Below are 20,648 nucleotides of genomic sequence, written 5' to 3' on the forward strand. Positions count from 1 at the left end.
CCCCCGAGGTGACCACCGCGGTGTGCCGGGCGCTCGGCATCGACGCCGCACCGGCCTGGACGCACGTGCACCGCTGGACCTTCGCCCGGCCGTCGGCGCCCCGGGAGGAGCCCTTCGGCCTGGTCGACGGGGTCGGCGCGTGCGGCGACGGCTGGCGGGCGCCGTCGAAGGTCGAGAGCGCCTGGACCTCCGGGCACCTGCTCGGCGCCGAGCTGGGCGGGCGCTGAGTGCCCGCCGGGCTGGCCCCGCCGCCGGGACCCACCGACCAGCGGGCCGAGGAGGAGCGCTCCGACGGCTCCCCGGCGAAGGCGGGGCTGCGCGGCATCGTCCTGCCGGCGGCGGTGGCCGTCGGCATCGGCACGCTGCTGGTCGTCGTCTACCTGGCCGCCTTCCCCGCCGCGAGCCCGCACCACCTGCCGGTGGGGGTGGCCGGCCCGTCGGCCGACGTCGCGGCGGTGCGGTCGGCGGTGGAGGAGGCGCGGCCGGGGGCGCTGCGGCTGGTGGAGCTGCCCGACGCGGCCGCCGCCGAGCGCGCGGTCACCTCCGGCGACGTCCACGCGGCGCTGGTGCTCGGGCCGCCCGGCCCGCAGCTGCTCGTCGCCGGGGCGCACGGCCAGCCGGTGACGCAGGACCTCACCGCGGTCCTCGGCCCGGTGGTCGCCGAGCGCACCGGGACCCTGCCTCCGGTCACCGACGTCGCGCCGCTGGCCGCGGGCGACCAGCGGGGCCGTGCGATCGACCACACCGCGTTCGGCGTGGTCCTCGGCGGCTTCCTGTTCGGCATCACCAGCTACCAGGTCGCCCCGAAGCAGCGGCTGCGGCTGCGGCTGGCGAGCGCCGTCCTGTTCGCCGCCGCGGCGGGCCTGCTGGGCGCCTGGCTGTCGGTCCGGGCGTTCGACGCCCTGCCCGCCGGGTTCTGGCCGGTGGCCGGGATCGTCGCCCTGCTGGCGCTGGCCTCCGGCGCGGCGGCCGCGCTCGCCCTGCGGCTGCTCGGCGGGATGGGCACCTTCGTGGCCACCGCGGTGCTGCTGACGGTCGGCGCGGCCACGAGCACCGGCAGCCTCCCCGCGGAGTACCTGCCGGGCTGGCTCGAGCCGCTGGCGTCGGTGCTGCCCCCCGGCGTGGCCGTGCGGGCGCTGCGCGGCCTGGCCTACCTCGACGGCGACGGCGTGGCCCGGGCCGGGTGGGTGCTGGGCCTGTGGTGCGTCGTCCCGCTCGCGCTCATCGCGCTGGCCGACGCGGTCTCCCGCCGCCGCGGCTGATCCCCTCCCCCGTTCGGCCGGCCGTTGACGCCGCGCATAGAACTCATCTACCGTTGAGTTCATCAGGCGTTGAGTTCTCGCCACTCGGGAGGCCGACATGACCGACGCCGTCACCGTGACCGACCTCGTCGTGGAACGCGGGCGCCGCAGGGTGCTCCACGAGCTGTCCTGCGCCGTCCCGGCGGGCCGGGTGACCGGCCTGCTCGGCCCCAGCGGCAGCGGGAAGACGACGCTGATGCGCGCCCTGGTCGGCGTGCAGCGGGTGCGCTCGGGCACGGTCACCGTGCTCGGTGAGCCCGCCGGCTCCCCCGGCCTGCGCCACCGGGTCGGCTACGTCACCCAGGCGCCGAGCGTCTATCCCGACCTCACCGTGCGGGAGAACGCCCGCCACTTCGCCGCGCTCTACGGCCGCGGCGCCCGCGCCGCCGACGACGCGCTGGCCGCCGTCGGGCTGGCCGACGCCGCCGGGCAGCTGGTCGCCGATCTCTCCGGCGGCCAGCGCGGCCGGGCCTCGCTCGCCTGCGCGCTGGTCGGCGAGCCCGAGCTGCTGGTCCTCGACGAGCCCACCGTGGGGCTCGACCCGCTGCTGCGGGTGGAGCTGTGGGAGCGCTTCCACGCCCTCGCCGCGGCCGGCACCACGCTGGTCGTGTCCAGCCACGTGATGGACGAGGCCGGCCGCTGCGACCGGCTGCTGCTGCTCCGGGAGGGCCGGCTGCTGGCCGACTCCACCCCCGCGCGGCTGCGGGCCGAGTCGGGCACCGACGACCTCGAGGAGTCCTTCCTCCGCCTGGTGCGGGCGCAGCAGGAGGTGGCGGCATGAGCGCGCCGACCGCCTTCGTGAGCCCGCGGCTGACCGCGGCGACCACCGCCCGGGTGCTGCGGCAGCTGCGGCACGACCGCCGCACGATCGCGCTGATGGTGCTGCTGCCGAGCCTGCTGCTGGGCCTGCTGTACCTGCTGTGGGCCGACCTGCCGCTGTCCCCCTTCGACGGGGTCGGGCTGACGATGCTCGGCGTCTTCCCGTTCGTGGTGATGTTCCTGGTCACCAGCATCGCGATGCTGCGCGAGCGCACCTCCGGCACGCTGGAGCGGCTGCTGACCACCCCGCTGTCCCGGCTGGACCTGCTGCTGGGCTACGGCGCCGCGTTCGGCCTGGCCGCGGCGGTGCAGGCGGTCGTGACGGTCACCGTGGCCACCACCCTCTACGACCTCGACATCGCCGGCTCGCCGGTGCTGGTGGTGCTCATCGCCGTCGCCAACGCCGTCCTCGGCGTCGCCCTCGGCCTGCTGGCCAGCGCCTTCGCCCGCAGCGAGTTCCAGGCCGTGCAGTTCATGCCGGTGGTCGTCCTGCCGCAGTTCTTCCTCTGCGGCCTGCTCGTGCCCCGCGCGCAGATGCCCGGCTGGCTGCAGGCGATCAGCGACGTGCTGCCGCTGACCTACGCGGTGGAGGCCCTGCAGGAGGTCGGGCGGTCGGCCGTGGAGACGGGCACGATGTGGCGGGACGTCGGCATCGTGGCCGGCGCCGCCGTCCTCGCCCTCGCGCTGGCGGCGGCCACCCTGCGGAGGAGGACCACCTGAGCGCCGCACGGCGACCGACCGGCCGGCGGCCGGGCAACCCGGACACCCGGGAGGCGGTGCTGGCCGCGGCCCGCACCGCCTTCGCCGCGCGCGGCTACGACGGCGCCTCCATCCGGGGGATCGCCACCGCCGCGGGGGTCGACCCGGCGCTCGTGCACCACTACTTCGGCACGAAGGACGCGCTGTTCCTGGCGGCGGTGCAGGCGCCGGCGGACCCCGAGGAGTTCCTGCCCGAGGTGCTCGCCGCGCCGCCGGAGGAGCGCGGTGCCGCCGTCGTGGGCATGGTGCTGCGGGTCTGGGACGGCCCGGGCCGGTCGGCGGTGCTGGCGCTGGTCCGGTCGGCGGTCAACCACGAGTGGTCGGCGCGGCTGCTGCGCGAGTTCGTGCTGGCGAAGATCATCCGCCGGGTGGTCGGCTCGCTGGACATGCCCCGCGAGGAGCGCGAGGCCCGCGGCGCGCTGGTGGCCTCGCAGGTCGCCGGGCTGGTCCTGATGCGCTACGTGATCCAGCTGGAGCCGCTGGCCTCGGCGTCCCGCGAGGAGGTCGTCGCCGCGGTCGGCCCGACCGTGCAGCGCTACCTGACGGGCGACCTCCTCCTCCCGGGCCGGCGGGACTGAGCGGCGACACCGCAGCGTCCCCTGCACCGCCCGTCGGCGTGCCATCCTGCCGGGGTCGAGGGGGCGCCATGACCGACTACGCACTCGCCGTGAGCGACGAGGAGGTCGAGCGCTACCGCTTCATGGCCGAGCGTGCCCGCAGCGACGAGGCCGAGCTCTGGGAGCGCGCCGGTGTCGTCCCCGGGGCCGTCGTCGCCGACGTCGGCAGCGGCCCGGCCGCCGTCTCCGTCGTCCTCGCCGGGGTCGTCGGGCCGGCCGGACGCGTCGTCGCCGTCGAGCGCGAGGACGGGGCTCGCGCGCAGGCGCGGCGGCTCATCGCGGCCTCGAACGCCGCCAACGTCGAGCTGCTGGCGGGCAGCGCGACCGACACCGGCATCCCGCCACGGTCGGTCGACGTCGTGATGGTGCGCCACGTCCTGGCGCACAACGGCCCCGACGAGCAGCGCATCGTCGACCACCTGGCGCAGCTGGTACGGCCGGGCGGCAGCGTCTACCTCGTGGACGTCGACGGCACCGCCTTCCGGGTCCTCGACGGCGACCCGGACCTCGAGGGCCTGGACGACGCGTACCTGGAGCTGCACCGGCGTCGCGGCAACGACCTGCAGACCGGCCTGCGCCTCGCCCGGCTGCTGGACCGGGCCGGTCTCACCGTCGTGCTGCACGAGGGCCGCTACACGATCGCCCGGCCGCCCCCGGGCGTGCGACCGCCGGCGTGGGCGGCCCGCGACGCACTGGTCGCCGAGGGGCTCGCCACCGCGGACGACGTCCGGCGCTGGGAGTCCGCCTTGACGCGGATGGACGCCGCGACGCCGCGGCCGACGTACTTCGCTCCCGTCTTCTTCGCCTTCGGGAGGGCGTCCGCGGTTCGTGAGGACAGTCCCTAGCGAGCCACGCGGGCGAGCTGCCGGGCCTGGGCGACCAGCCGGCCGGTGGAGTCCCAGATGCGGCACTCCTCGTCCGACCACCCGCCGGTCACCTCGGTGGAGCGGGACTCGACCAGGCACCAGCCCGGCGCGGGCAGCGCGCGCACCAGCACCTGCAGCTGCACGGTCGGCGCCCAGCCCGGCCGGCCGACGGCGAACGCGGTCGGCGGCAGCGCGTCGGCGAACAGCAGCAGCGCGAGCGGGTCGGGGTCGCGGCCGTCGGCGAGCCGGATCCAGGCCCGCAGCAGCCGCGTGTCCGAGGGCCGGCCGGCGATCCAGCCCGCCGTCGCCGGGTCCAGCCGGGTGTCCAGCTGCCGGGCGAGGCCCACGACCGGCCCGCCCCCGCCGGTCCGGGTCGACACGCACGCGTCGGGGGCGGGCGGCCGCGGCGCCGGGTTGACCGAGTAGTCGGCCGGGTCGGCCGACAGGGCCGCCGTGGTCACCTGGACGGCGAGCGAGGGCCCGGCCGCGCCGCTGAGCAGCACGGTCCGGTGCGCCAGCGTCCGCCCGGCCGGCCCGGGGGTGACGGTGAGGTCGGCCGGGCCGCCGGGGGTGGCGCGCAGGTAGCTCGCCGACAGCGCCACCGGGTGCGGGTGCGGGCTGTCCAGCAGCGCCGCCCGGGCGACGACGGCGAGCAGGTACCCGCCGTTGAGGACGCCGTTGCCGACGTCCCACCCCGGGTCCAGCTCGGCGCGGTACCCGCCGCCCTCGGTGCGGGTGACGGCGGTGGCCCGGTCGAAGGCGGACTGGGCGGTGTCGGTCTGCGGCACGGCCGCCAGGGTGCCAGGGTCGCAAGACGTGGAGTACACACACCTCGGACGCAGCGGCCTGTCCGTCTCGCGCCTCTGCCTCGGCACGATGAACTTCGGCTGGCGGACGGAGGAGGCCGACTCGCACGCCGTCATGGACCGGGCGCACGACGCCGGCGTCAACTTCTTCGACACCGCCAACGTCTACGGCTTCGAGGCCGGCAAGGGCCGCACCGAGGAGGTGCTCGGCACCTGGTTCGCGCAGGGCGACGGTCGCCGCGAGCGGACCGTGCTGGCCACCAAGGTCTACGGCTCGATGAGCGACTGGCCCAACGACACCTTCCTGTCCGCCCGCAACGTCGTGCGCGCGTGCGAGGCCTCGCTGCGCCGCATGCAGACCGACTGGATCGACCTCTACCAGTTCCACCACGTCGACCTGGCCACGCCGTGGGAGGAGATCTGGCAGGCCTGCGAGACGCTCGTCGCCCAGGGCAAGGTGCTCTACGTCGGCTCCTCCAACCACGCCGCCTGGCAGCTCGCCGCGGCCAACGAGGCCGCCGCCCGCCGGCACTTCCTCGGCCTGGTCAGCGAGCAGTCGCACTACAACCTGCTCACCCGGCACGTGGAGCTCGAGGTGCTGCCCGCCGCCCGGCACTACGGCATCGGCGTCATCCCGTGGAGCCCGCTGGCCCAGGGACTGCTGGCGGGTGTGCTGGGCGAGCAGGAGGGCGACCGCCGGCACCAGGAGCGCAACCGGGCCCGCGTCGAGCGGCACCGCCCGGCCCTGCAGGCCTACGAGGACGCCTGCCGCGAGTGGGGGCTGGCGCCGGCCGACGTCGGGCTGGCCTGGCTGCTGCACCAGGACGGCGTCACCGCGCCGATCGTCGGGCCGCGCACGATGGCGCAGTTCGAGGGCTCGCTCGCGGCGCTGGAGGTCTCCCTCGAGCAGGCCCAGCTCGACCGGCTCGACGAGGTCTTCCCCGGGTTCCGGGCCGCTCCGGTGGAGTACGCCTGGTGACGGGCCCCGGCGACCCGACCTCGCTCACGGGGGGTCGTTGAGGAAGCGGAACTGCAGCCGCACCGAGTCGTCCAGGAGCACGAGCAGGGTGGAGTCGCTGGCGTCCCACGTCTCGGGCACCAGGAACACCCGGTCCTCGCCCTGGATCAGCAGCCGCAGGTCGCGGTAGCGGTAGCGGTACGTCTGCCCCTCGTTCGCCTCCAGCGTCGTCTCGCGGACGCCGGGGGACGTCAGGTGCAGCCGCTCGGTGGTGTCGAGGATGACGGCCGGGAGGCGGTCGAGGTGCCGCGCCGCCTCGCGCGCCGCACCCCGGCCGGACCACTCCGCGAAGGTCGCCGTCGCCCAGAACACGCTGATCACCAGGAGCACGGAGAGGACGACGGTCACCAGCCCCGACCGCTGCGGCCCCGACCCCAGCGACCGCGCGATCCGCCTGCCGTAGAGGGCGAGTCCGGCGCCGGCCGCCATGACCAGCGGGGTCACGAGCGTGTAGTACACCCAGTCGCCCCAGAACGGGTAGGCGAGGAGCAGCAGCACGCCGGCGACCACGAGGGCGTCTCCCGCGGCGACGACGGCCCGCGCTGCTCGGCTCCCCCGGTCCAGGCGGTCCCGCCCGTCCGCGGCCACCTTCGGGTCGGTGCTCGCCGCGTCCGCCAGGGCGGCCTGCACCCGGCGGTGCACCCGCTCGTGGACGACCGCGACGACGACGGCGAGGAGCGCCAGGACCAGCAGCGGCGTCAGCAGCGGCTCGGGGCTGCGCATGACGTAGTCCTGCGTGCTCAGGCCGATCGTGTCGACGTCGACCCCGAAGTACAGGTACCGCGCCCGCGAGGAGGCGTAGCCGAAGTAGAAGAGCAGCGCGGTCAGGACGCTGAGCGGTGCGACGACCTGCGCGACCGATCCCGCGACCTGGCCGAGCCGGTTGAGGGACGCGGCCGGGTCGGGAGGCGGGGACGTCACTAGTCCTCGCCGGCACCAGCGGGCTGCACAGTGAGCGTGACCGTGTCGGGCTGTTGGTCCAGTTCGGCGATGAGGTCATCGCAGGAGACGTCGGCCGGACAGAGCAACTGGCCCACGAAGCCGAGGGAGACAGTCCCGTCGCTCTGCGGGTCGAAGCCTTCGGGCAACGGATCCTCGACCTTCACCGCGACGGTGCACTGATCGGCGACAGCGAAGTCGAATCCGTCAGAGAGACAGTCGGGCTCGGCGCACTCGGAGTCCGCCACGTCGAGGACATCGGGATCGAAGAACAGGTCCGTGACCGTCAGTCGGACGCCTTCCGGGATCTCCTCGTCCCCCAGGTAGGCGACGTCGACACAGGTCGCTCCCGTCGGTGACACGTCCTGGGAACCCCCGATCGGCAGTCCGACCGTCTTGGGCGCTGGCTTCTCCTCCGCCGGCGGCTCTGGGGCCTCCGGCCCCGGCTGCTCGGGCGGAGGCGGCGGCGCCTCCGGCTCGGGTGGGGGCTCAGGAGGAGGTGGTGGTGGAGGAGGAGGAGGAGGCGACGGTGGAGGAGGAGACGGTGGAGGAGGAGGCGGTGGAGGAGGAGGCGGTGGAGGAGGAGGCGGAGGAGGTGGCGGCGGGTAGCTCCCTGTGGTCGGCGGGGAGGCCGACGGGACCGGCGCACTCGACGGGTCCGCGGAGGGTGGCGGTGCCGGAGGACCTGTTCCCGACGGAGGGTGCTCCGGAGCCTCGGGTGCCGGGGAGCCCGGCCCCTCCGGCGACGCACTTCCCGGGGGTGCCGGGGAGCCCGGCGCGCTCGACGGTCCGGTCGGTGGCGCGGACGACGGTCCGGTCGGACTGCCCGGGGGAGCCGGCTCGACCGGCGTCGTGGACGCGGGTGCGGCCCGGGTGTCCCCGTCCCCTCCACCGCCGCAGCCGGCGAGGACCAGCAGCACCGCCGCGATCCCGGACCCCACCCTGGTGCGCAAGCCGGACACGAGATCACCCCCGCCGTGGCCGCACCCCGTCCGGCACCGGCCTGGTCGCCGACGTCTCGGGCGTGCGGGTCCTCGGCCTCGGCTCCGCGCTTCTCGCGGCCGGGGCCGTGACGTGTTGTGAGTGGGACGACGCTAAGGACCTGCCCGGGCCGGACGCAACACTCCGTACGCCTGCGGTGACGCCACGGTGACGCAGCCGTGACGCAAGCCCGACCGCATCTCCCCCGGGCTCAGGCCGGCCCCGGTCGAGGACGCGTGGCGAGCGACCAGACCTCCAGCACCTCGTGCCGACCGCCGGTGCTGCGGACCAGCGTCACCTCGCGCACCGGCCACTCCGGCCCGCGGTAGCCGGCCAGCCGGTCGGGCAGGTCGCCGTCGGCGGGCCGGCGGGAGTGCCACCGGCCGAGGGTGAGGTGCGGGCGGAAGGGCCGGTCCTCGACCGGCAGCCCCAGCCCGCGCGCCGCGGCGGCCAGCCGGCCGGCGAGCGCGGTGAGCACGGCGACGTCGCCGTCGACGCCGGCCCAGCACACCTGCGGCCGGCGCCGGGAGCCGAAGTGCCCGGCGCCGGCCAGCCGCAGCACCGCCGGCGGGGTGGGGGCGACCGCCTCGCCCACCCGCGCGCTGAGGGAGGGCAGCAGCCCGGGCGGCACCGCGCCGAGGAACAGCAGCGTCAGGTGCCAGCGGGCCGGGTCGCCCCAGCGCGGGGCACCGGGGGCCTCGCGCAGCGGCGCCAGGGCGGCGGCGAGGGAGTCGCGGGCCTCCGGCGGCGGGGTCACCGCCACGAACAGCCGCAGCGGGGCCGGCCCGCTCAGCGCACGACCATGCCGGCGTCGGACAGCACCGTCTGCACCCGCAGCCGCTCGACGTCGCGGGGGAAGCCCGGCGGCAACCCGGTGAGCGTCGTCGGGACGTCGAACTGCCGGGCCGCCTCGCACAGCACGTCGTCGTAGGCGGCCTGGAACCCGAGCCGGCGCGCCTGCGGGGACCCGGCCGGGACCACCTCGAGCTGGCGGGCCAGCCGGCGCAGGTCGGCGACGACCGCCTCGACCGGCCGGTGCACCGGCGTCACGGGCAGGTGGCCCTCCCGAGCCCGGCGGCGGGCCCGCAGGTCGGACAGGAACTGCCCGGAGAACAGGCGGAAGGCCAGTCCCATCAGGGCGAAGGCGCCGACGAGCATCGCGGTGATGCCGGCGAGCTGGAGCAGGGCGGAGGTCATCGTCACTCCGGTGAGACGGTGGCCGCGTGGGGTGGCCGCGACGGTACGACGGCGCCGCCCCGCCCGCCACGTCGCAGGCGGGCACGCAGCTCAGGGGCGCGGCTCAGGTCGCGGCCGGCACCCGCCGGGCCGGGGCCGCCGCGTGCACCCGCCGCCCGCGGGCCACCGCCAGCGCCGCCGCCGCCCCGGCGAGCGCGACCACCGCGCCGCCGAGGACCAGCCCCCAGCGCGCGCCGAGGTGCTCGGACACCCAGCCGATGAGCGGCGCGCCGAGCGGGGTGCCGCCGAGGAAGCAGGTGAAGTACAGCGCCATCACCCGCCCCCTCATCTGCGGGTCGGCGCCGAGCTGCACGAAGCTGTTGTTGGCCACGCTGAACACCAGGGCGGCCGCGCCGGTGGGCACCAGCAGGACGGCGAAGGGCCAGGAGCCGGGCACCAGCCCGCAGGCCACGGTGAGCAGGCCGAAGACCACCGCGGAGACGAGCAGGAAGCGCTGCCGCGGGCGGGCGCTGCGGCGGGTGGACAGCAGCGCGCCGGTCAGCGAGCCGACGGCGAACAGCGTCGACAGCAGGCCGAACCCCTCGGCGCCGAGGTCGAGCACCTCGCGGGCCATGAGCGCGATCGTCACCTGGAAGTTGAAGCCGAAGGTCCCGATGACGAAGGCCAGGACCATCGCCAGGCGCAGGTCGGCCCGGCCCCAGGTGTAGGCCAGGCCCTCCCGCAGCTGGCCACGGCCGCGCGCCACCGGCTCGCTCGGCCGCAACTCACCCGGCCGCATCGCCAGCAGCGCGCCGATGGTGAACGCGAAGGTGGCGGCGTTGAGGGCGAACGCCGGCGCGGTGTCCCCGCCGGAGGCGCCGATGAGCAGGCCGGCGAGCGCGGGCCCGACCAGCCGGGCGCCGTTGAAGATGGTCGAGTTCAGCCCGACGGCGTTGGGCAGCAGGTCGCGGCCGACCATCTCCGGGACGAACGCCTGGCGCACCGGGGCGTCGACCGCCGACACCGAGCCCAGGCCCGCGGCCAGCACGAGCACGTGCCACAGCGCGATCGCGTCGGCGGCCACGAGCGCGGCGAGCACGAGCGCGAGCAGGCCCATCAGCGCCTGGGTGACCACCAGCACGCGGCGCTTGTCGTAGCGGTCGGCCAGGACCCCGCCGTAGAGGCTCAGCAGCAGCGTCGGCCCGAACTGCAGCGCCGTCACCACGCCCAGGGCCACGCCGCTGTCGCCGGAGAGCTGCAGCACCAGCCAGTCCTGGCCGATGCGCTGCATCCAGGTCCCGGTCAGGCTGACCAGGTTCGCCGACGCGTAGAGCCGGAAGTTGTGCACCCGCAGGGACCGGAACGAGCCGTGCCCCGCGGGGGTCGGGTCAGCAGCCGTGGACGTCACCCACCGGCGAGCTCCTCCATGATCGCGGCGGCCTCGCGCAGGGTGGCCCGCTTCTCCGGCGTCAGCGAGTGCAGCCGGCCCGACAGCCAGGCCTCGCGGGCCCGGGCCTCCTCGCCGAGCAGCTCCTCGGCGGCGTCGGTGAGGCCGATGACCACCTGCCGCCCGTCGGTGGGGTGCGGGGTGCGGGTGACCAGCCCCCGCCCCTCCAGGGCGACGACGACGCGGGTCATCGACGGCGGCTGCACCCGCTCGTGCGCGGCCAGCTCACCCGGGCTCATCGGACCGTGCCGCTTGAGCGTGGACAGCGCGGCGAGGTGGGTGAGCGTGACGGAGGTGTCGACCCGCTGGTTGCGCAGCCGCCGGGAGAACCGCATGACGGCCAGCCGCAGGTCGTGGGCCAGCGCCGCGGTGTCCAGCGTCGACCTCGTCACGGCCCTCACCCTACCCGGGGTCCTTAGCACTGCTCAGAACAGTTGCTGGAGCGGCTCCAGGGCGAAGTAGACGAGGAACAGCCCGGCGATCACCCACATGAGCGGGTGGATCCCGCGGGCTCGGCCGGTCGCCGCCCGCAGCAGGACGTAGGTGACGACGCCGGCGCCGATGCCGTTGGTGATCGAGTAGGTGAACGGCATGAGCGCGATGGTGAGGAAGGCCGGGATGACCAGGGTCATGTCGTCCCACTCGAGGGTGCGGATCTGGCTGATCATCAGCGCCCCGACGATCACCAGGGCCGGGGCGGCCGCCTCGGAGGGGACGATCTGCACCAGCGGGGTGAAGAACATCGCCACGAGGAACAGCACGCCGGTGACCACGCTGGCCAGGCCCGTGCGGGCGCCGTCGGCCACCCCGGAGGCGGACTCGACGTAGGTGGTGTTCGACGAGACGCTCGCCGCGCCGCCGGCCGCGGCGGCCAGCGAGTCGACGAGCAGCACCGGCTGCGAGCCGGGCAGGTTGCGGTCCTCGTCGAGCAGGCCGCCCTCGGCGCCGACGGCGGTGACCGTGCCGACGGTGTCGAAGAAGTCGGCGATCATGATCGAGAAGACGATGAGCAGCGCGGCGACGACGCCGATCCGCTCGAACCCGCCGAACAGCGAGAAGTCCCCGACGATCGACAGGTCGGGCGCGCTGACGACCTCGTCGGGCCACCTCGGCAGCTGCAGCGCCCAGCCGCGCGGGTTCTCCTCCCCGACGCGCTGGCCGACGTCGGCGATCTCCTCGACCACGATCGCCAGCACGGTCGTGACGACGATCCCGATGAGCAGCGCGCCCCGGACCCGGCGGACGACCAGGACGGCGGTCAGGAGCAGGCCGACGACGAAGACCAGCAGCGGCCACCCCGCGAGCTGCCCGCCGATGCCGAAGCTGATCAGCGGCGAGCCCGGCCGGATCACGCCGGCGTCGGCCAGGCCGATGATGGTGAGGAAGAAGCCGATGCCGACGGCGATCGCGGTCTTCAGCTGCGGCGGGATCGCCTCGAACACCGCCCGGCGGAACCCGGTGAGCACCAGCACGGTGATGAGCAGGCCCTCGAGCACGACCAGGCCCATGATCTCCGGCCAGGACAGCTGGGTGGCGGCGAAGACGGCGACGATCGCGTTGATGCCGAGGCCGGTGGCCACCGCGAACGGGTAGCGGCCGACGACGCCCATGAGCACGGTGAGCACCCCGGCGACCAGCGCGGTGACCGCCGCGACCGCCCCGAAGGGCAGCGTGGCGCCGGTGACGTCGGCCCCCGACAGGATGATCGGGTTGAGCACCACGATGTAGGCCATCGTGAAGAAGGTGGTCAGCCCGCCGCGCACCTCGCGGCCGACCGTGCTGCGCCGCGCGCTGATCCCGAAGTAGCGGTCCACCCCGTTGCGCGGCCGCAGCTGCGGACCGGCGCTGCGGCGGGGCCGCGTCCCGGCCGCTGCGACGTCGGCCGGGGTGTCACCGGTGGCCTGGGCGCTCGCGGCGGGGGTGGCCCGCGCAGCAGGCGCGGCGGTGGCGCCGGCGCTCCGGGACCGTCGGGACTTCTCGGGCATGCGGGCTCCTGCGGACTGCTGCTGCCGGGCGGTGAGCGGCGACAGCGTGCCACACGGCGGGCGCGCTCCCGGCCGGGCGGCGCCGCCTAGGGTCGGCGTCGTGTCCCGCCCTGCCTCCGGCCGCCCGCTGAAGCCGGCCCCTCCCCCGCTGCGCGTCGACACCGCCCGCGTCGTCCTCGCGGGCACGGCGCTGTGGGGGGTCGCCCTGGTGGTCGTGCTGCTGCTCGGCGACCGGGTGGCGCGGGTGTGGACCTGGACGTGCGTCGCCGGGATCGTGCTCCCGTTCGTCGGCCTGGCGATCATGCGCTGGCAGGGCCAGCTCGGCCGGCGCGACCCCGGCGACGACCGGTAGCCCCCGCTCAGCCGGCCTGCAGCAGGCGCACCGTCGCCACGGCGAGCACCCGGGTGACCGCCGTCAGCTCGGTGAGGTCGACGTGCTCGTCGTAGGAGTGCGCGTGCACCACGTCGCCGGGGCCGTAGTGCAGCGTCGGGACGCCCTCGGCCGCGTAGAGCCGCAGGTCGCTGCCGTAGGGCACGCCCCGCTCGCGCGGCGCGGTGCCGGTCAGGTCCTCCTGCGCGGCGGTCACGACCTGCCGCAACGGGGCCCCGGCCGGGGTGCGCCCCGGCGCGAACTGCCCGCCGGGCCAGGTCACCTCCACCGGGTGGGAGCGCAGGAAGGGGTGCTCGGCGCACGCGGCGGCCAGCCGCTCCTCGACGGCGGCGCGCGCCTGCGCGGGGTCCTCGTCGAGGCGGACGCCCAGCCGCCCGGTGGCGGTGAGCGAGTCGGGCACGGTGCTCGCCCAGTCCCCGGCGACGACGGTGCCGATCGAGAGCGTGTGCGCGATCGGGTACTCGGCCATGAGCGGGTCGACGACGGCGTTGCGCTCGGCCTCGAGCTCGCGCAGCACGGCGTCGACGAAGACGAAGTGCTCGACGGCGCTGCGCCCGGCCCAGCGGGCGCTGCCGTGCGCCGGCTCCCCCGGGACGACGAGCTGGAAGGTCAGCGCACCGCCGGCCGCGGTGGTGAGGGTGCCGCTGGTCGGCTCGGTGATGACGCAGGCGTCCCCCCGGTGGCCGCGGGCGAGCGTCGCGAAGGCGCCCAGGCCGCCGTCCTCCTCCCCGCCGACCAGGTGCAGGGCCAGCCGGCCGGGCAGCCGCACGCCGCTGGCCAGCACCGCCTCGGCGACGGCGAGGTTGGCGGCCACGCCGGCCTTCATGTCGCAGGCGCCGCGCCCGTGCAGCCGCGGGCCCGACACCCGCGGGGTCCAGGGGTCCCCGGCCCACCGCCGCAGGTCCCCGGGCGGGACGACGTCGACGTGGCCCTGCAGCACCACGGTCGGCCCCGCGTCGTCGCCGGTCGTGGCCACCAGCCCCCAGGACTCCCGCCGCGGGACCTCCGTGCCCGGGAAGCCGGGGCGCCCGGCGAGCTCGTCGACGTCGAGCCGCCAGTGGTCGACGTCCATGCCGGCGCGCGCGGTGCGCTCGGCCAGCGCGGCGAGCAGCTCGGACTCCGCGTCGCTGCCGGTGACGCTGGGCACGCGCAGGAGGTCGACCAGCGTGCGGTGCAGCGCCGTGACGTCGAGCGCGTCGAGGACGGCCTCCTCGGCCCGGCTGGTGCTCCCCCGCGGGGCCCTCGTCTCGGGCGCCCACGACCCCGTCAGTGTCACGACTCCTCCTCCGCGCCCCGCCACCGTGGCGGGCGCGGGAGACGCTAGGGACACGCGGCGTCCGGCGGGAGCCCGAAACGGTGCGTCCTCCCTACGATCCGTTGCGTCTGCAGCAGGGTGGACGCAACGGAGGAGCACGGTGGACGAGCTGGACAGGGCGATCGTGCAGCGGCTGCTCCGGGACGCCCGCACGACCTACGGCCGGATCGGGGCGGAGGTGTCGCTGAGCGCGCCGGCCGTCAAGCGCCGGGTCGACCGCCTGGTGCGCACCGGGGCCATCCGCGGGTTCTCCGCCGTGCTCGACCCCGCCGTCCTCGACTGGGACGTCGAGGCCTACGTGTGGGTGTACTGCGAGGGCGCGCCCGACCCCGAGGAGGTGCGCCGCCAGTTCGAGGACGTGCCCGAGGTGGTGCAGGCGACGACGATCTCCGGCACCGCCGACGCCGTGCTGCGGCTGCAGGCGCGCGACACCGCCGAGCTCGAGCGCGCCGTCCGCCGGCTGCGGGCGCTGCCCACCGTCGCGCGGACCGAGAGCGCGGTGGTCCTCTCCCGGCTCATCGACCGCTCCCGCGCCTGAGGTCCGCGCCGGAGGCCGGGGCTACAGGACGTCGAAGTCCGCGGTGTCGTAGCGGGCCGAGGTGACGACCTCGGTGGGCTCGCCGGCCGGCAGGGTGGCCTGGCTGTGCGCGCCGCAGCCGTAGTCGACGGCGACGACCCGGCCGTCGGCCGGGGAGTACTCGTTGCCGCAGGCGCCGAGCAGCGTGCGCAGCGACCCGGCCAGCGGCAGGAAGAAGCCGCAGGTGGCGCAGGGGCCGGGGGCCTGCCGGGCCATGGGCGCGCGGGGGCCGAAGTCACCGGCCAGCCAGCGGGCGGCGGCGCCACCACGGCCCTCGGCCGACATCACCCGCTCGCGGCCCAGCCCGATCTCGGTGGCCACCGCCTGCGCCTCGGGGTCGGCCGCGGCGTCGTCGTCGGCGGTGTAGGAGGGCACCAGCCGGGGGTCGTCCTCCGTGGCCGGCAGCACGTCGCCGACCGACAGGTCACCGGGGCGCAGCCGCTCGTGCCACGGCACCCACGCCGGGGCGAGCAGCGCGGCGTCGCCGGGCAGCAGGACGACCTCGTCGACGGTGACCCGGTCCTCGCCCGGCACGGCGGCCAGGGTGACCGCCCAGTGCCAGCCGACGTAGCCGGGCTGGCGGGTGGCGAAGGAGTGGGTGAGCACGGCGCCGAGCGCCTCGGGCGCGACGCCCTCGGCCGGCGACCCCAGCGGCTCGGCCGTGACGCCGAGGTGCTCGCCGACCAGGCCGGGGTCCCCGGCGGTCTCCTCGGCCGCGGCGCGGGCCACGTCGACGGCGGCGGTCAGCACGTCGCTGCCCGCGGGGGCGGTCTCGGGGTGCACCCGCCCATCGTCCCAGACGGCGGGCGCGCGACCGAGCGGCCGGTCGGGGTGATCACACCCGCCCGGACTGCCAGGGAGGTGCGGCACGATGGGGGCGTGCCGTCCTCGCGCCCGCCCGGGTCCCGCCGGGGTCCGCTGCGCCGCGGGCGGTCCGCGCCGGATCCGGCCGACCGCATGGACACCACCCCGCTCGACCTGCCCCGGCCGGGGACCCAGCCGCAGGCCGCGGCGCCGCCCCCGTACACCGCGCCGCCCCCGTACACCGCGCCGCCCCTGTACTCCGCGCCGCCCCCGAACTCCGTGCCGCCTCCGTACGAGCTGCCCCCGGTGCCTCCTCACGCACCGGGGCCGGAGCCCGCCGCCGCGCCGCGGGTCACCGTCACCCGCGTCGCCGTGGCCCGCAGCCGCGAGCTGACCCGCGCCGGGGTCGCCCGGGTGCGGGCGGCCAGCCGCGCCGACGGCGCCGGCGAGAGCGGGCTGACCCAGCTGCTGTGGGTCAACGCGCTGCACATGGCCGGCGACGCGATGATCGCCGTCTCGCTGGCCGGCACGCTGTTCTTCGCCGCGGCCGCCGACGCCCAGCGCTGGAACGTCGCCCTCTACCTGCTGGTCACGATGGCGCCGTTCGCCGTGGTCGCGCCCGTGATCGGCCCGCTGCTCGACCGGCTGCAGCGCGGGCGCCGGTGGGCCCTGGGCGCGGCCTCGTTCGGCCGGGCGGTGCTGGCGCTGGTCATGGCCGCCCACCACGACGACTGGTGGCTCTACCCGGCGGCGCTCGGCGTGCTGGTGCTGTCCAAGGCGCACAACGTGCTGCGCGCCGCCGTCGTCCCCCGGGTGCTGCCCTCGGCGATGTCGCTGACCTCGGCCAACGCCCGGCTGTCGGTGTTCGGCCTGGTCACCGCCGGGGTGGCCGGCGGCCTCGGCGCGGGCATCGCGTGGGCGTTCGGCTTCCCGCCGCTGCTGTGGGTCACCGCCGGCGTCTTCACCATGACCGGTGTGCTGGCCGTGCGGCTGCCGCGCCACGTCGACGTCCCCACCGGCGAGCAGCCCGCCGACGTGCTCAGCACCGACGAGCTGCCGGTCGCCGGCCGGCGGCGGCGCCCGGTCAACCCGCACGTGGTGCTGGCCTTGCGGGCCAACGCGGCGCTGCGCGGGCTCGGCGGGTTCCTCACGATCTTCTCGGCGTTCCTCGTGCAGGCCACCGTCGAGGGCGGCTGGGAGTCCACGCTCGCGCTCGGCGCGATCGCCGGGGCCGCGGGCGCCGGCAGCGTGCTGGGCACCGGCATCGGGTCCCGGCTGCACGCCGCCGACCCCGACCGGGTGGTCGTCTGGTCGGCCGGCGCGGCCGCCGCGGTCACCGTGCTGGCCGCGGTCTTCTTCGGCCTGGCGACCGCGGCCCTCGTCGCCGGGGTCTCCGCCGTCGCCAACGCGCTGGGCAAGGTCGCCCTCGACGCGATCATCCAGCGCGAGGTGCCCGAGAGCCTGCGCGCGTCGGCGTTCGCCCGGTCCGAGACGGTGCTGCAGCTGGCGTGGGTGGCCGGCGGCGCCGTCGGGATCGCGCTGCCCCCGATCGGCTGGCTCGGCTTCACCGTCGCGGCGTCGCTGCTCGTCCTCGCCGTCGGCCTGGTGCTGTGGAACCCGCGGCGGCGCCGGTGGACCGCGGTCGACCCGGACGCCCCCACCGTCCCCGGCGCCGTCGTCGCGCCCGGGGCCCCCACCGTGCCGGAGGCACCCCGCCCGTGAGGACGCTCCCCCGCGCCACCGCCGTCCTGCTCGCCGGTGCGCTCCCCGCCGTGCTGGCCGCGTGCGGCTCGTCCGCCGCCGCCACCCCGCCGGAGGTCACGGTCAGCGCCGGCCCGCAGGAGGTCACCGCGCGGCCCAGCCAGTACTGCGCGTCCGGCCAGGGGCAGCGCTACGACGTCACGCCGCCGGTGGTCGAGGTCTCCCCCGACACCCCGATCACCCTCACGGTGCCCGAGGAGGTCGCCGCCAACGGCTGGTCGGTGCAGGTGTTCGACGAGCAGCTGCAGGAGCGGCTGGGCGAGGTCGACGTCGAGGCCGGGACCACCGCGTTCGACGTCGACAGCTCCGACGTCGTCCCGCCGGCGTTCTACCTCGTCGTCGTCGAGGACCGGCACGGCGAGTGCCTGCTCACCGGCTCGTGGCCGGTCGGCTTCCTGCGCGCCGGCGGCGACCTCGGGGAGCCGGCGCCGACGACCCCGGCGGGTCAGGCGCCGAGGTCGCCCTAGTCAGGCCTCCAGGTCGCCGGCGACCGCGCGCAGCACCGCGGCCACCTTGCGCGACTCGGCGCGGTCGGGGTGCCGGCCGCGGCGCAGCGAGTTCGAGACGTCGTCGAGCAGCTTGATCAGGTCCTCGATGATCGGGACCAGCTCGTCGGGCTTCTTGCGGCGTGACTCCGCCACCTTCGCCGCCACCGACGGCAGCGGGTCGAGCACCCGGACCTGCAGCGCCTGGTCCCCTCGGCGGCCGGCCACGATGCCGAACTCCACCCGCTGGCCGGGCTTGAGCTCGGCGGTGCCCGCGGGCAGGGCGTCCTTGTGCACGAAGACGTCGGGCCCGTCCTCGCGCGAGAGGAAGCCGAACCCCTTCTCGGGGTTGAACCACTTGACTCTGCCGGTGGGCACGGTGAGATCCCTCGGTCGCTCGCGGGGTGGCCCGGCCCGGAGGCCGGCGGACGGCGGCGCGGTCGCCGCTGGGCCCAGGTTAGCCGCACGCGGCGCCTAGCCTGGCCCGGTGCCACCCGCCGACGGGCTCCCCGGCCACCCGGACTACCGCTTCACCCTCGCCAACGAGCGCACGCTGCTGGCCTGGCTGCGGACCGGCCTGGCCCTGGTCGCCGCGGGCGTGGCGGTGGCGTCCTACGTCCCCTCGCTGGGCACCTCCTGGGGCGGCGGCGCGGCCGGCCTGGCGCTGGTGGGCACGGGGCTGGGTGCGGCGCTGACCGGCTACGCGCGCTGGCGGGGCAACGGGCGCGCCATCGCCGAGGACCGGCCGCTACCGGCGGCCCGCGGCACCGTCGCCCTCGTCACCGCGGTCGTCCTGGTGCTGCTGCTGGTCGCCGTCCTGCTCGCGGTCGAGGTCGCCGCGCGGTGAGCGGCCGGGAGACCCAGCCGGAGCGCACGCGGCTGTCCTGGCAGCGCACCGGGCTCGGCCTGCTGGGCATCGCGGCGCTGCTGGGGCACCACGGGCTGCGCGCCGGCGCCACCGCCCCGCTGCTGCTCGGCGCCGCCGTCGCCGCGCTCGGGCTGGGCGTGCTCACCGGGCTCGCGCCGTGGCGGGCCCGGGAGCTGGACCGGCGGCCGGCGGCGGCGCCGGTCCCGGTCGCGCTCGCCACCGCGGCGGTGGCCGCGGCGGCCGTGGCCGCCGCGGTGAGCGTGCTCAGCCGCTGACGACCTCCCGGTCGACGACGCCCAGGCGGCCGAGCAGCTCGAGGAACACGACGGCGAAGTCGTTGTCGGCGACCTCGCGCCGGACCTCGGCCCAGTCGACCTGCTCGCGCAGCGCCCGCGCCACCGGCAGCAGCCGCGCGAAGTCGCAGTAGTGCTCGTCGAGGGCCATGAGCTTGGTGGTCAGGATGTCGGTGGCCGCCAGCACCGGCATGTGCACCGAGAGCACGGGGCGGTCCTCGGCGCGCTCGATGAGGTCGGCCTCCACCGGCCGGCCGCAGGTGCGCCACAGGACGTCGACGAACGAGTTGCCCTGGACCACCTTGGTCAGCCAGTCCTCGGCCGGGTCCTCCACCTGCAGGCCCGCGTCGGCGAGCACCTTGGTCGCCCGCTCGGCCTCCTCGGCGGTGACCAGGAAGTCGGCGTCGTGGTCGGGCTCGGGGGCGCCGCGCACCCACGCGGCGTAGCCGCCGCACAGGGCGAAGGGCACCCCGCCCTCCTTCAGCGCCACGGCGACGCGCTTGAGCAGGTCACGGATCTCGTCGCGGTCGGAGGGCTGCACGCGCGTGCAGCTACCCGCCTCCGGGCATGGCACTCCTCGTGCGCATCGCCACCTTCAACATCCTGCACGGCCGCACACCCGAGGACGACCGGGTCGACGTCGACCGGTTGGCCACCGCCGTCAAGACGCTCGACGCCGACGTCCTGGCGCTGCAGGAGGTCGACCGCGACCAGCCGCGCTCCCTGAACGCCGACCTCACCGCCGTGGCCGCCGAGGCGATGGGCGCCGTCGACTCGCAGTTCGTCGCCGCGCTGGCGGGCACCCCCGGCGGCACCTGGATGGCGGCCACCGGCGACGAGCAGCCCGGTTCGGCGAGCTACGGGATCGCGCTGCTGTCCCGCCACCCGGTGGTGTCCTGGCGGGTGGTGCGGCTGCCGGCGCTGCCGGGCCGGGTGCCGGTGTGGTTCCGCGGCGCGCGGCGGCCGATGCTGGTCAGCGAGGAGCCGCGGGTGGCGGTGGCCGCCGTCCTCGACGGCCCGCACGGCCAGTTCACCGTCGCCTGCACGCACCTGTCGTTCGTGCCGTACTGGAACTCCGTGCAGCTGCGCCGGCTGGTGCGCTCACTGCGGGGGACGCGGGAGCCGCTGGTCGTGCTGGGCGACCTCAACATGGAGCCGCGCAAGGCCACCCTCGTCAGCGGCCTGCGGCCCCTCGCCAGGGCGCTGACCTTCCCGGCGGAGGTGCCGGCCCGGCAGCTCGACCACGTGCTGGCCCGCGGCCGGCTGGCCGCCACCGGCCCGGCCGAGGCGGTGCGGCTGCCGCTGTCGGACCACCGCGCGCTCGTCGTCGACGTCGAGCCCACCTGACCGGCGTCCGTCCCGGGGGGGCGGGCCGGGGGGGGGGGGGGGGGGGGGGGGGGGGGGGGGGGGGGGGGGGGGGGGGCGGGGGCCCGGGGGGGG

General features: G+C 76.5%; 25 protein-coding genes and 1 pseudogene. 14 read left to right on the top strand and 12 right to left on the bottom strand.

What is annotated here, in order from left to right; translation table 11 throughout:
- From ACI8AD_RS23100 to ACI8AD_RS23125, 6 genes and pseudogenes are all read left to right on the top strand, one after another.
- Positions 1 to 227 (top strand): annotated as a pseudogene (locus tag ACI8AD_RS23100) (NAD/FAD-dependent oxidoreductase); the annotation flags it as partial.
- The gene (locus ACI8AD_RS23105) at positions 228 to 1,262 is read left to right on the top strand and encodes a hypothetical protein (RefSeq protein WP_456872870.1); all 1,035 of its coding nucleotides are present in this window, start codon (positions 228 to 230) and stop codon (positions 1,260 to 1,262) included.
- Between the two features lie 97 nt (positions 1,263 to 1,359).
- The gene (locus tag ACI8AD_RS23110; RefSeq protein WP_456872871.1) at positions 1,360 to 2,082 is read left to right on the top strand and encodes an ABC transporter ATP-binding protein; all 723 of its coding nucleotides are present in this window, start codon (positions 1,360 to 1,362) and stop codon (positions 2,080 to 2,082) included.
- The gene (locus tag ACI8AD_RS23115; protein WP_456872872.1) at positions 2,079 to 2,840 is read left to right on the top strand and encodes an ABC transporter permease; all 762 of its coding nucleotides are present in this window, start codon (positions 2,079 to 2,081) and stop codon (positions 2,838 to 2,840) included. The genes ACI8AD_RS23110 and ACI8AD_RS23115 overlap by 4 nt, the downstream gene beginning before the upstream one ends.
- Before the next feature lie 56 nt (positions 2,841 to 2,896).
- Entirely contained in the window at positions 2,897 to 3,457 is a 561-nt protein-coding gene (locus tag ACI8AD_RS23120; RefSeq protein WP_456872873.1) for a TetR/AcrR family transcriptional regulator, read from the top strand.
- Positions 3,458 to 3,525: 68 nt separating this feature from the next.
- Positions 3,526 to 4,341 (top strand): methyltransferase domain-containing protein, encoded by an 816-nt coding sequence (locus ACI8AD_RS23125; RefSeq protein ID WP_456872874.1) that lies wholly within the window; start codon positions 3,526 to 3,528, stop codon positions 4,339 to 4,341.
- Here the strand turns inward: ACI8AD_RS23125 and ACI8AD_RS23130 are convergent.
- On the bottom strand, positions 4,338 to 5,150 hold the full coding sequence (locus ACI8AD_RS23130) for a thioesterase family protein (RefSeq protein ID WP_456872875.1): 813 nt from the start codon (positions 5,148 to 5,150) through the stop codon (positions 4,338 to 4,340). The two genes, ACI8AD_RS23125 and ACI8AD_RS23130, sit on opposite strands and share 4 nt — an antisense overlap.
- Positions 5,151 to 5,178: 28 nt before the next feature.
- On the opposite strand from ACI8AD_RS23130, the gene ACI8AD_RS23135 reads away from it, so the two are divergent.
- Complete coding sequence (locus tag ACI8AD_RS23135; protein ID WP_456872876.1) at positions 5,179 to 6,147, top strand: aldo/keto reductase; 969 nt, start codon at positions 5,179 to 5,181, stop codon at positions 6,145 to 6,147.
- A gap of 24 nt (positions 6,148 to 6,171) precedes the next feature.
- Here the strand turns inward: ACI8AD_RS23135 and ACI8AD_RS23140 are convergent, their stop codons facing one another.
- From ACI8AD_RS23140 to ACI8AD_RS23170, 7 genes are all read right to left on the bottom strand, one after another.
- Positions 6,172 to 7,107 carry a hypothetical protein gene (locus ACI8AD_RS23140; protein WP_456872877.1) on the bottom strand — a complete coding sequence of 312 codons (936 nt, stop codon included), beginning with the start codon at positions 7,105 to 7,107 and terminating at the stop codon, positions 6,172 to 6,174.
- Positions 7,107 to 7,487 (bottom strand): hypothetical protein, encoded by a 381-nt coding sequence (locus ACI8AD_RS23145; RefSeq protein ID WP_456872878.1) that lies wholly within the window; start codon positions 7,485 to 7,487, stop codon positions 7,107 to 7,109. Before ACI8AD_RS23145 ends, ACI8AD_RS23140 begins: the two co-directional genes overlap by 1 nt.
- Positions 7,488 to 8,317: 830 nt before the next feature.
- On the bottom strand, positions 8,318 to 8,869 hold the full coding sequence (thpR, locus tag ACI8AD_RS23150) for an RNA 2',3'-cyclic phosphodiesterase (RefSeq protein WP_456872879.1): 552 nt from the start codon (positions 8,867 to 8,869) through the stop codon (positions 8,318 to 8,320).
- Positions 8,870 to 8,895: 26 nt separating this feature from the next.
- On the bottom strand, positions 8,896 to 9,303 hold the full coding sequence (locus ACI8AD_RS23155; RefSeq protein WP_456872880.1) for a hypothetical protein: 408 nt from the start codon (positions 9,301 to 9,303) through the stop codon (positions 8,896 to 8,898).
- 103 nt (positions 9,304 to 9,406) lie between these two features.
- A complete protein-coding gene (locus ACI8AD_RS23160) occupies positions 9,407 to 10,690 on the bottom strand; it encodes an MFS transporter (RefSeq protein ID WP_456872881.1) in 1,284 nt (427 codons plus the stop codon).
- A complete protein-coding gene (locus tag ACI8AD_RS23165; protein WP_089405160.1) occupies positions 10,687 to 11,121 on the bottom strand; it encodes a MarR family winged helix-turn-helix transcriptional regulator in 435 nt (144 codons plus the stop codon). The genes ACI8AD_RS23160 and ACI8AD_RS23165 overlap by 4 nt, the downstream gene beginning before the upstream one ends.
- 33 nt (positions 11,122 to 11,154) lie before the next feature.
- Entirely contained in the window at positions 11,155 to 12,714 is a 1,560-nt protein-coding gene (locus ACI8AD_RS23170) for an NCS2 family permease (protein ID WP_456872882.1), read from the bottom strand.
- A 100-nt stretch (positions 12,715 to 12,814) separates the two neighbouring features.
- Here ACI8AD_RS23170 and ACI8AD_RS23175 point away from each other — a divergent pair, with 100 nt between their 5' ends.
- Positions 12,815 to 13,066 (top strand): DUF2530 domain-containing protein, encoded by a 252-nt coding sequence (locus tag ACI8AD_RS23175; protein ID WP_456872883.1) that lies wholly within the window; start codon positions 12,815 to 12,817, stop codon positions 13,064 to 13,066.
- Between the two features lie 7 nt (positions 13,067 to 13,073).
- Here the strand turns inward: ACI8AD_RS23175 and ACI8AD_RS23180 are convergent, their stop codons facing one another.
- Positions 13,074 to 14,381 carry an ArgE/DapE family deacylase gene (locus ACI8AD_RS23180; protein WP_456872884.1) on the bottom strand — a complete coding sequence of 436 codons (1,308 nt, stop codon included), beginning with the start codon at positions 14,379 to 14,381 and terminating at the stop codon, positions 13,074 to 13,076.
- Positions 14,382 to 14,520: 139 nt separating this feature from the next.
- On the opposite strand from ACI8AD_RS23180, the gene ACI8AD_RS23185 reads away from it, so the two are divergent.
- On the top strand, positions 14,521 to 14,958 hold the full coding sequence (locus ACI8AD_RS23185; protein ID WP_456872885.1) for an Lrp/AsnC family transcriptional regulator: 438 nt from the start codon (positions 14,521 to 14,523) through the stop codon (positions 14,956 to 14,958).
- A gap of 21 nt (positions 14,959 to 14,979) precedes the next feature.
- Here ACI8AD_RS23185 and ACI8AD_RS23190 read toward each other — a convergent pair whose 3' ends face one another.
- The gene (locus tag ACI8AD_RS23190; protein ID WP_456872886.1) at positions 14,980 to 15,780 is read right to left on the bottom strand and encodes a DUF3027 domain-containing protein; all 801 of its coding nucleotides are present in this window, start codon (positions 15,778 to 15,780) and stop codon (positions 14,980 to 14,982) included.
- Positions 15,781 to 15,954: 174 nt separating this feature from the next.
- Between ACI8AD_RS23190 and ACI8AD_RS23195 the strand changes: the two genes are divergently transcribed.
- Complete coding sequence (locus ACI8AD_RS23195) at positions 15,955 to 17,523, top strand: MFS transporter (protein WP_456872887.1); 1,569 nt, start codon at positions 15,955 to 15,957, stop codon at positions 17,521 to 17,523.
- On the top strand, positions 17,520 to 18,029 hold the full coding sequence (locus tag ACI8AD_RS23200) for a DUF2771 family protein (RefSeq protein WP_456872888.1): 510 nt from the start codon (positions 17,520 to 17,522) through the stop codon (positions 18,027 to 18,029). Before ACI8AD_RS23195 ends, ACI8AD_RS23200 begins: the two co-directional genes overlap by 4 nt.
- On the opposite strand, the gene ACI8AD_RS23205 is transcribed toward ACI8AD_RS23200, so the two are convergent.
- The gene (locus ACI8AD_RS23205) at positions 18,030 to 18,425 is read right to left on the bottom strand and encodes a cold-shock protein (RefSeq protein WP_456872889.1); all 396 of its coding nucleotides are present in this window, start codon (positions 18,423 to 18,425) and stop codon (positions 18,030 to 18,032) included. It abuts the gene before it with no gap.
- A gap of 109 nt (positions 18,426 to 18,534) precedes the next feature.
- On the opposite strand from ACI8AD_RS23205, the gene ACI8AD_RS23210 reads away from it, so the two are divergent.
- Positions 18,535 to 18,894, top strand: a complete 360-nt coding sequence (locus ACI8AD_RS23210) for a YidH family protein (protein ID WP_456872890.1) — start codon at positions 18,535 to 18,537, stop codon at positions 18,892 to 18,894.
- Complete coding sequence (locus ACI8AD_RS23215; RefSeq protein WP_456872891.1) at positions 18,891 to 19,190, top strand: DUF202 domain-containing protein; 300 nt, start codon at positions 18,891 to 18,893, stop codon at positions 19,188 to 19,190. Before ACI8AD_RS23210 ends, ACI8AD_RS23215 begins: the two co-directional genes overlap by 4 nt.
- Here the strand turns inward: ACI8AD_RS23215 and ACI8AD_RS23220 are convergent.
- A complete protein-coding gene (locus ACI8AD_RS23220) occupies positions 19,180 to 19,749 on the bottom strand; it encodes a nucleotidyltransferase family protein (RefSeq protein WP_456872892.1) in 570 nt (189 codons plus the stop codon). The two genes, ACI8AD_RS23215 and ACI8AD_RS23220, sit on opposite strands and share 11 nt — an antisense overlap.
- 26 nt (positions 19,750 to 19,775) lie before the next feature.
- Here ACI8AD_RS23220 and ACI8AD_RS23225 point away from each other — a divergent pair, with 26 nt between their 5' ends.
- The gene (locus ACI8AD_RS23225; protein WP_456872893.1) at positions 19,776 to 20,555 is read left to right on the top strand and encodes an endonuclease/exonuclease/phosphatase family protein; all 780 of its coding nucleotides are present in this window, start codon (positions 19,776 to 19,778) and stop codon (positions 20,553 to 20,555) included.
- The last annotated feature ends 93 nt before the right edge of the window (positions 20,556 to 20,648 follow it).

This window comes from Geodermatophilus sp. SYSU D00766 (genome assembly GCF_054049915.1).

Excerpts from the sequence above, each read along its gene's own strand:
- ACI8AD_RS23110 (WP_456872871.1), top strand. The coding sequence starts at position 1,360 with ATGACCGACGCCGTCACCGTGACCGACCTCGTCGTGGAACGCGGGCGC.
- ACI8AD_RS23115 (WP_456872872.1), top strand. The coding sequence starts at position 2,079 with ATGAGCGCGCCGACCGCCTTCGTGAGCCCGCGGCTGACCGCGGCGACC.
- ACI8AD_RS23125 (WP_456872874.1), top strand. The coding sequence starts at position 3,526 with ATGACCGACTACGCACTCGCCGTGAGCGACGAGGAGGTCGAGCGCTAC.
- ACI8AD_RS23155 (WP_456872880.1), bottom strand. The coding sequence starts at position 9,303 with ATGACCTCCGCCCTGCTCCAGCTCGCCGGCATCACCGCGATGCTCGTC.
- ACI8AD_RS23170 (WP_456872882.1), bottom strand. The coding sequence starts at position 12,714 with ATGCCCGAGAAGTCCCGACGGTCCCGGAGCGCCGGCGCCACCGCCGCG.
- ACI8AD_RS23195 (WP_456872887.1), top strand. The coding sequence starts at position 15,955 with ATGGACACCACCCCGCTCGACCTGCCCCGGCCGGGGACCCAGCCGCAG.
- ACI8AD_RS23225 (WP_456872893.1), top strand. The coding sequence starts at position 19,776 with ATGGCACTCCTCGTGCGCATCGCCACCTTCAACATCCTGCACGGCCGC.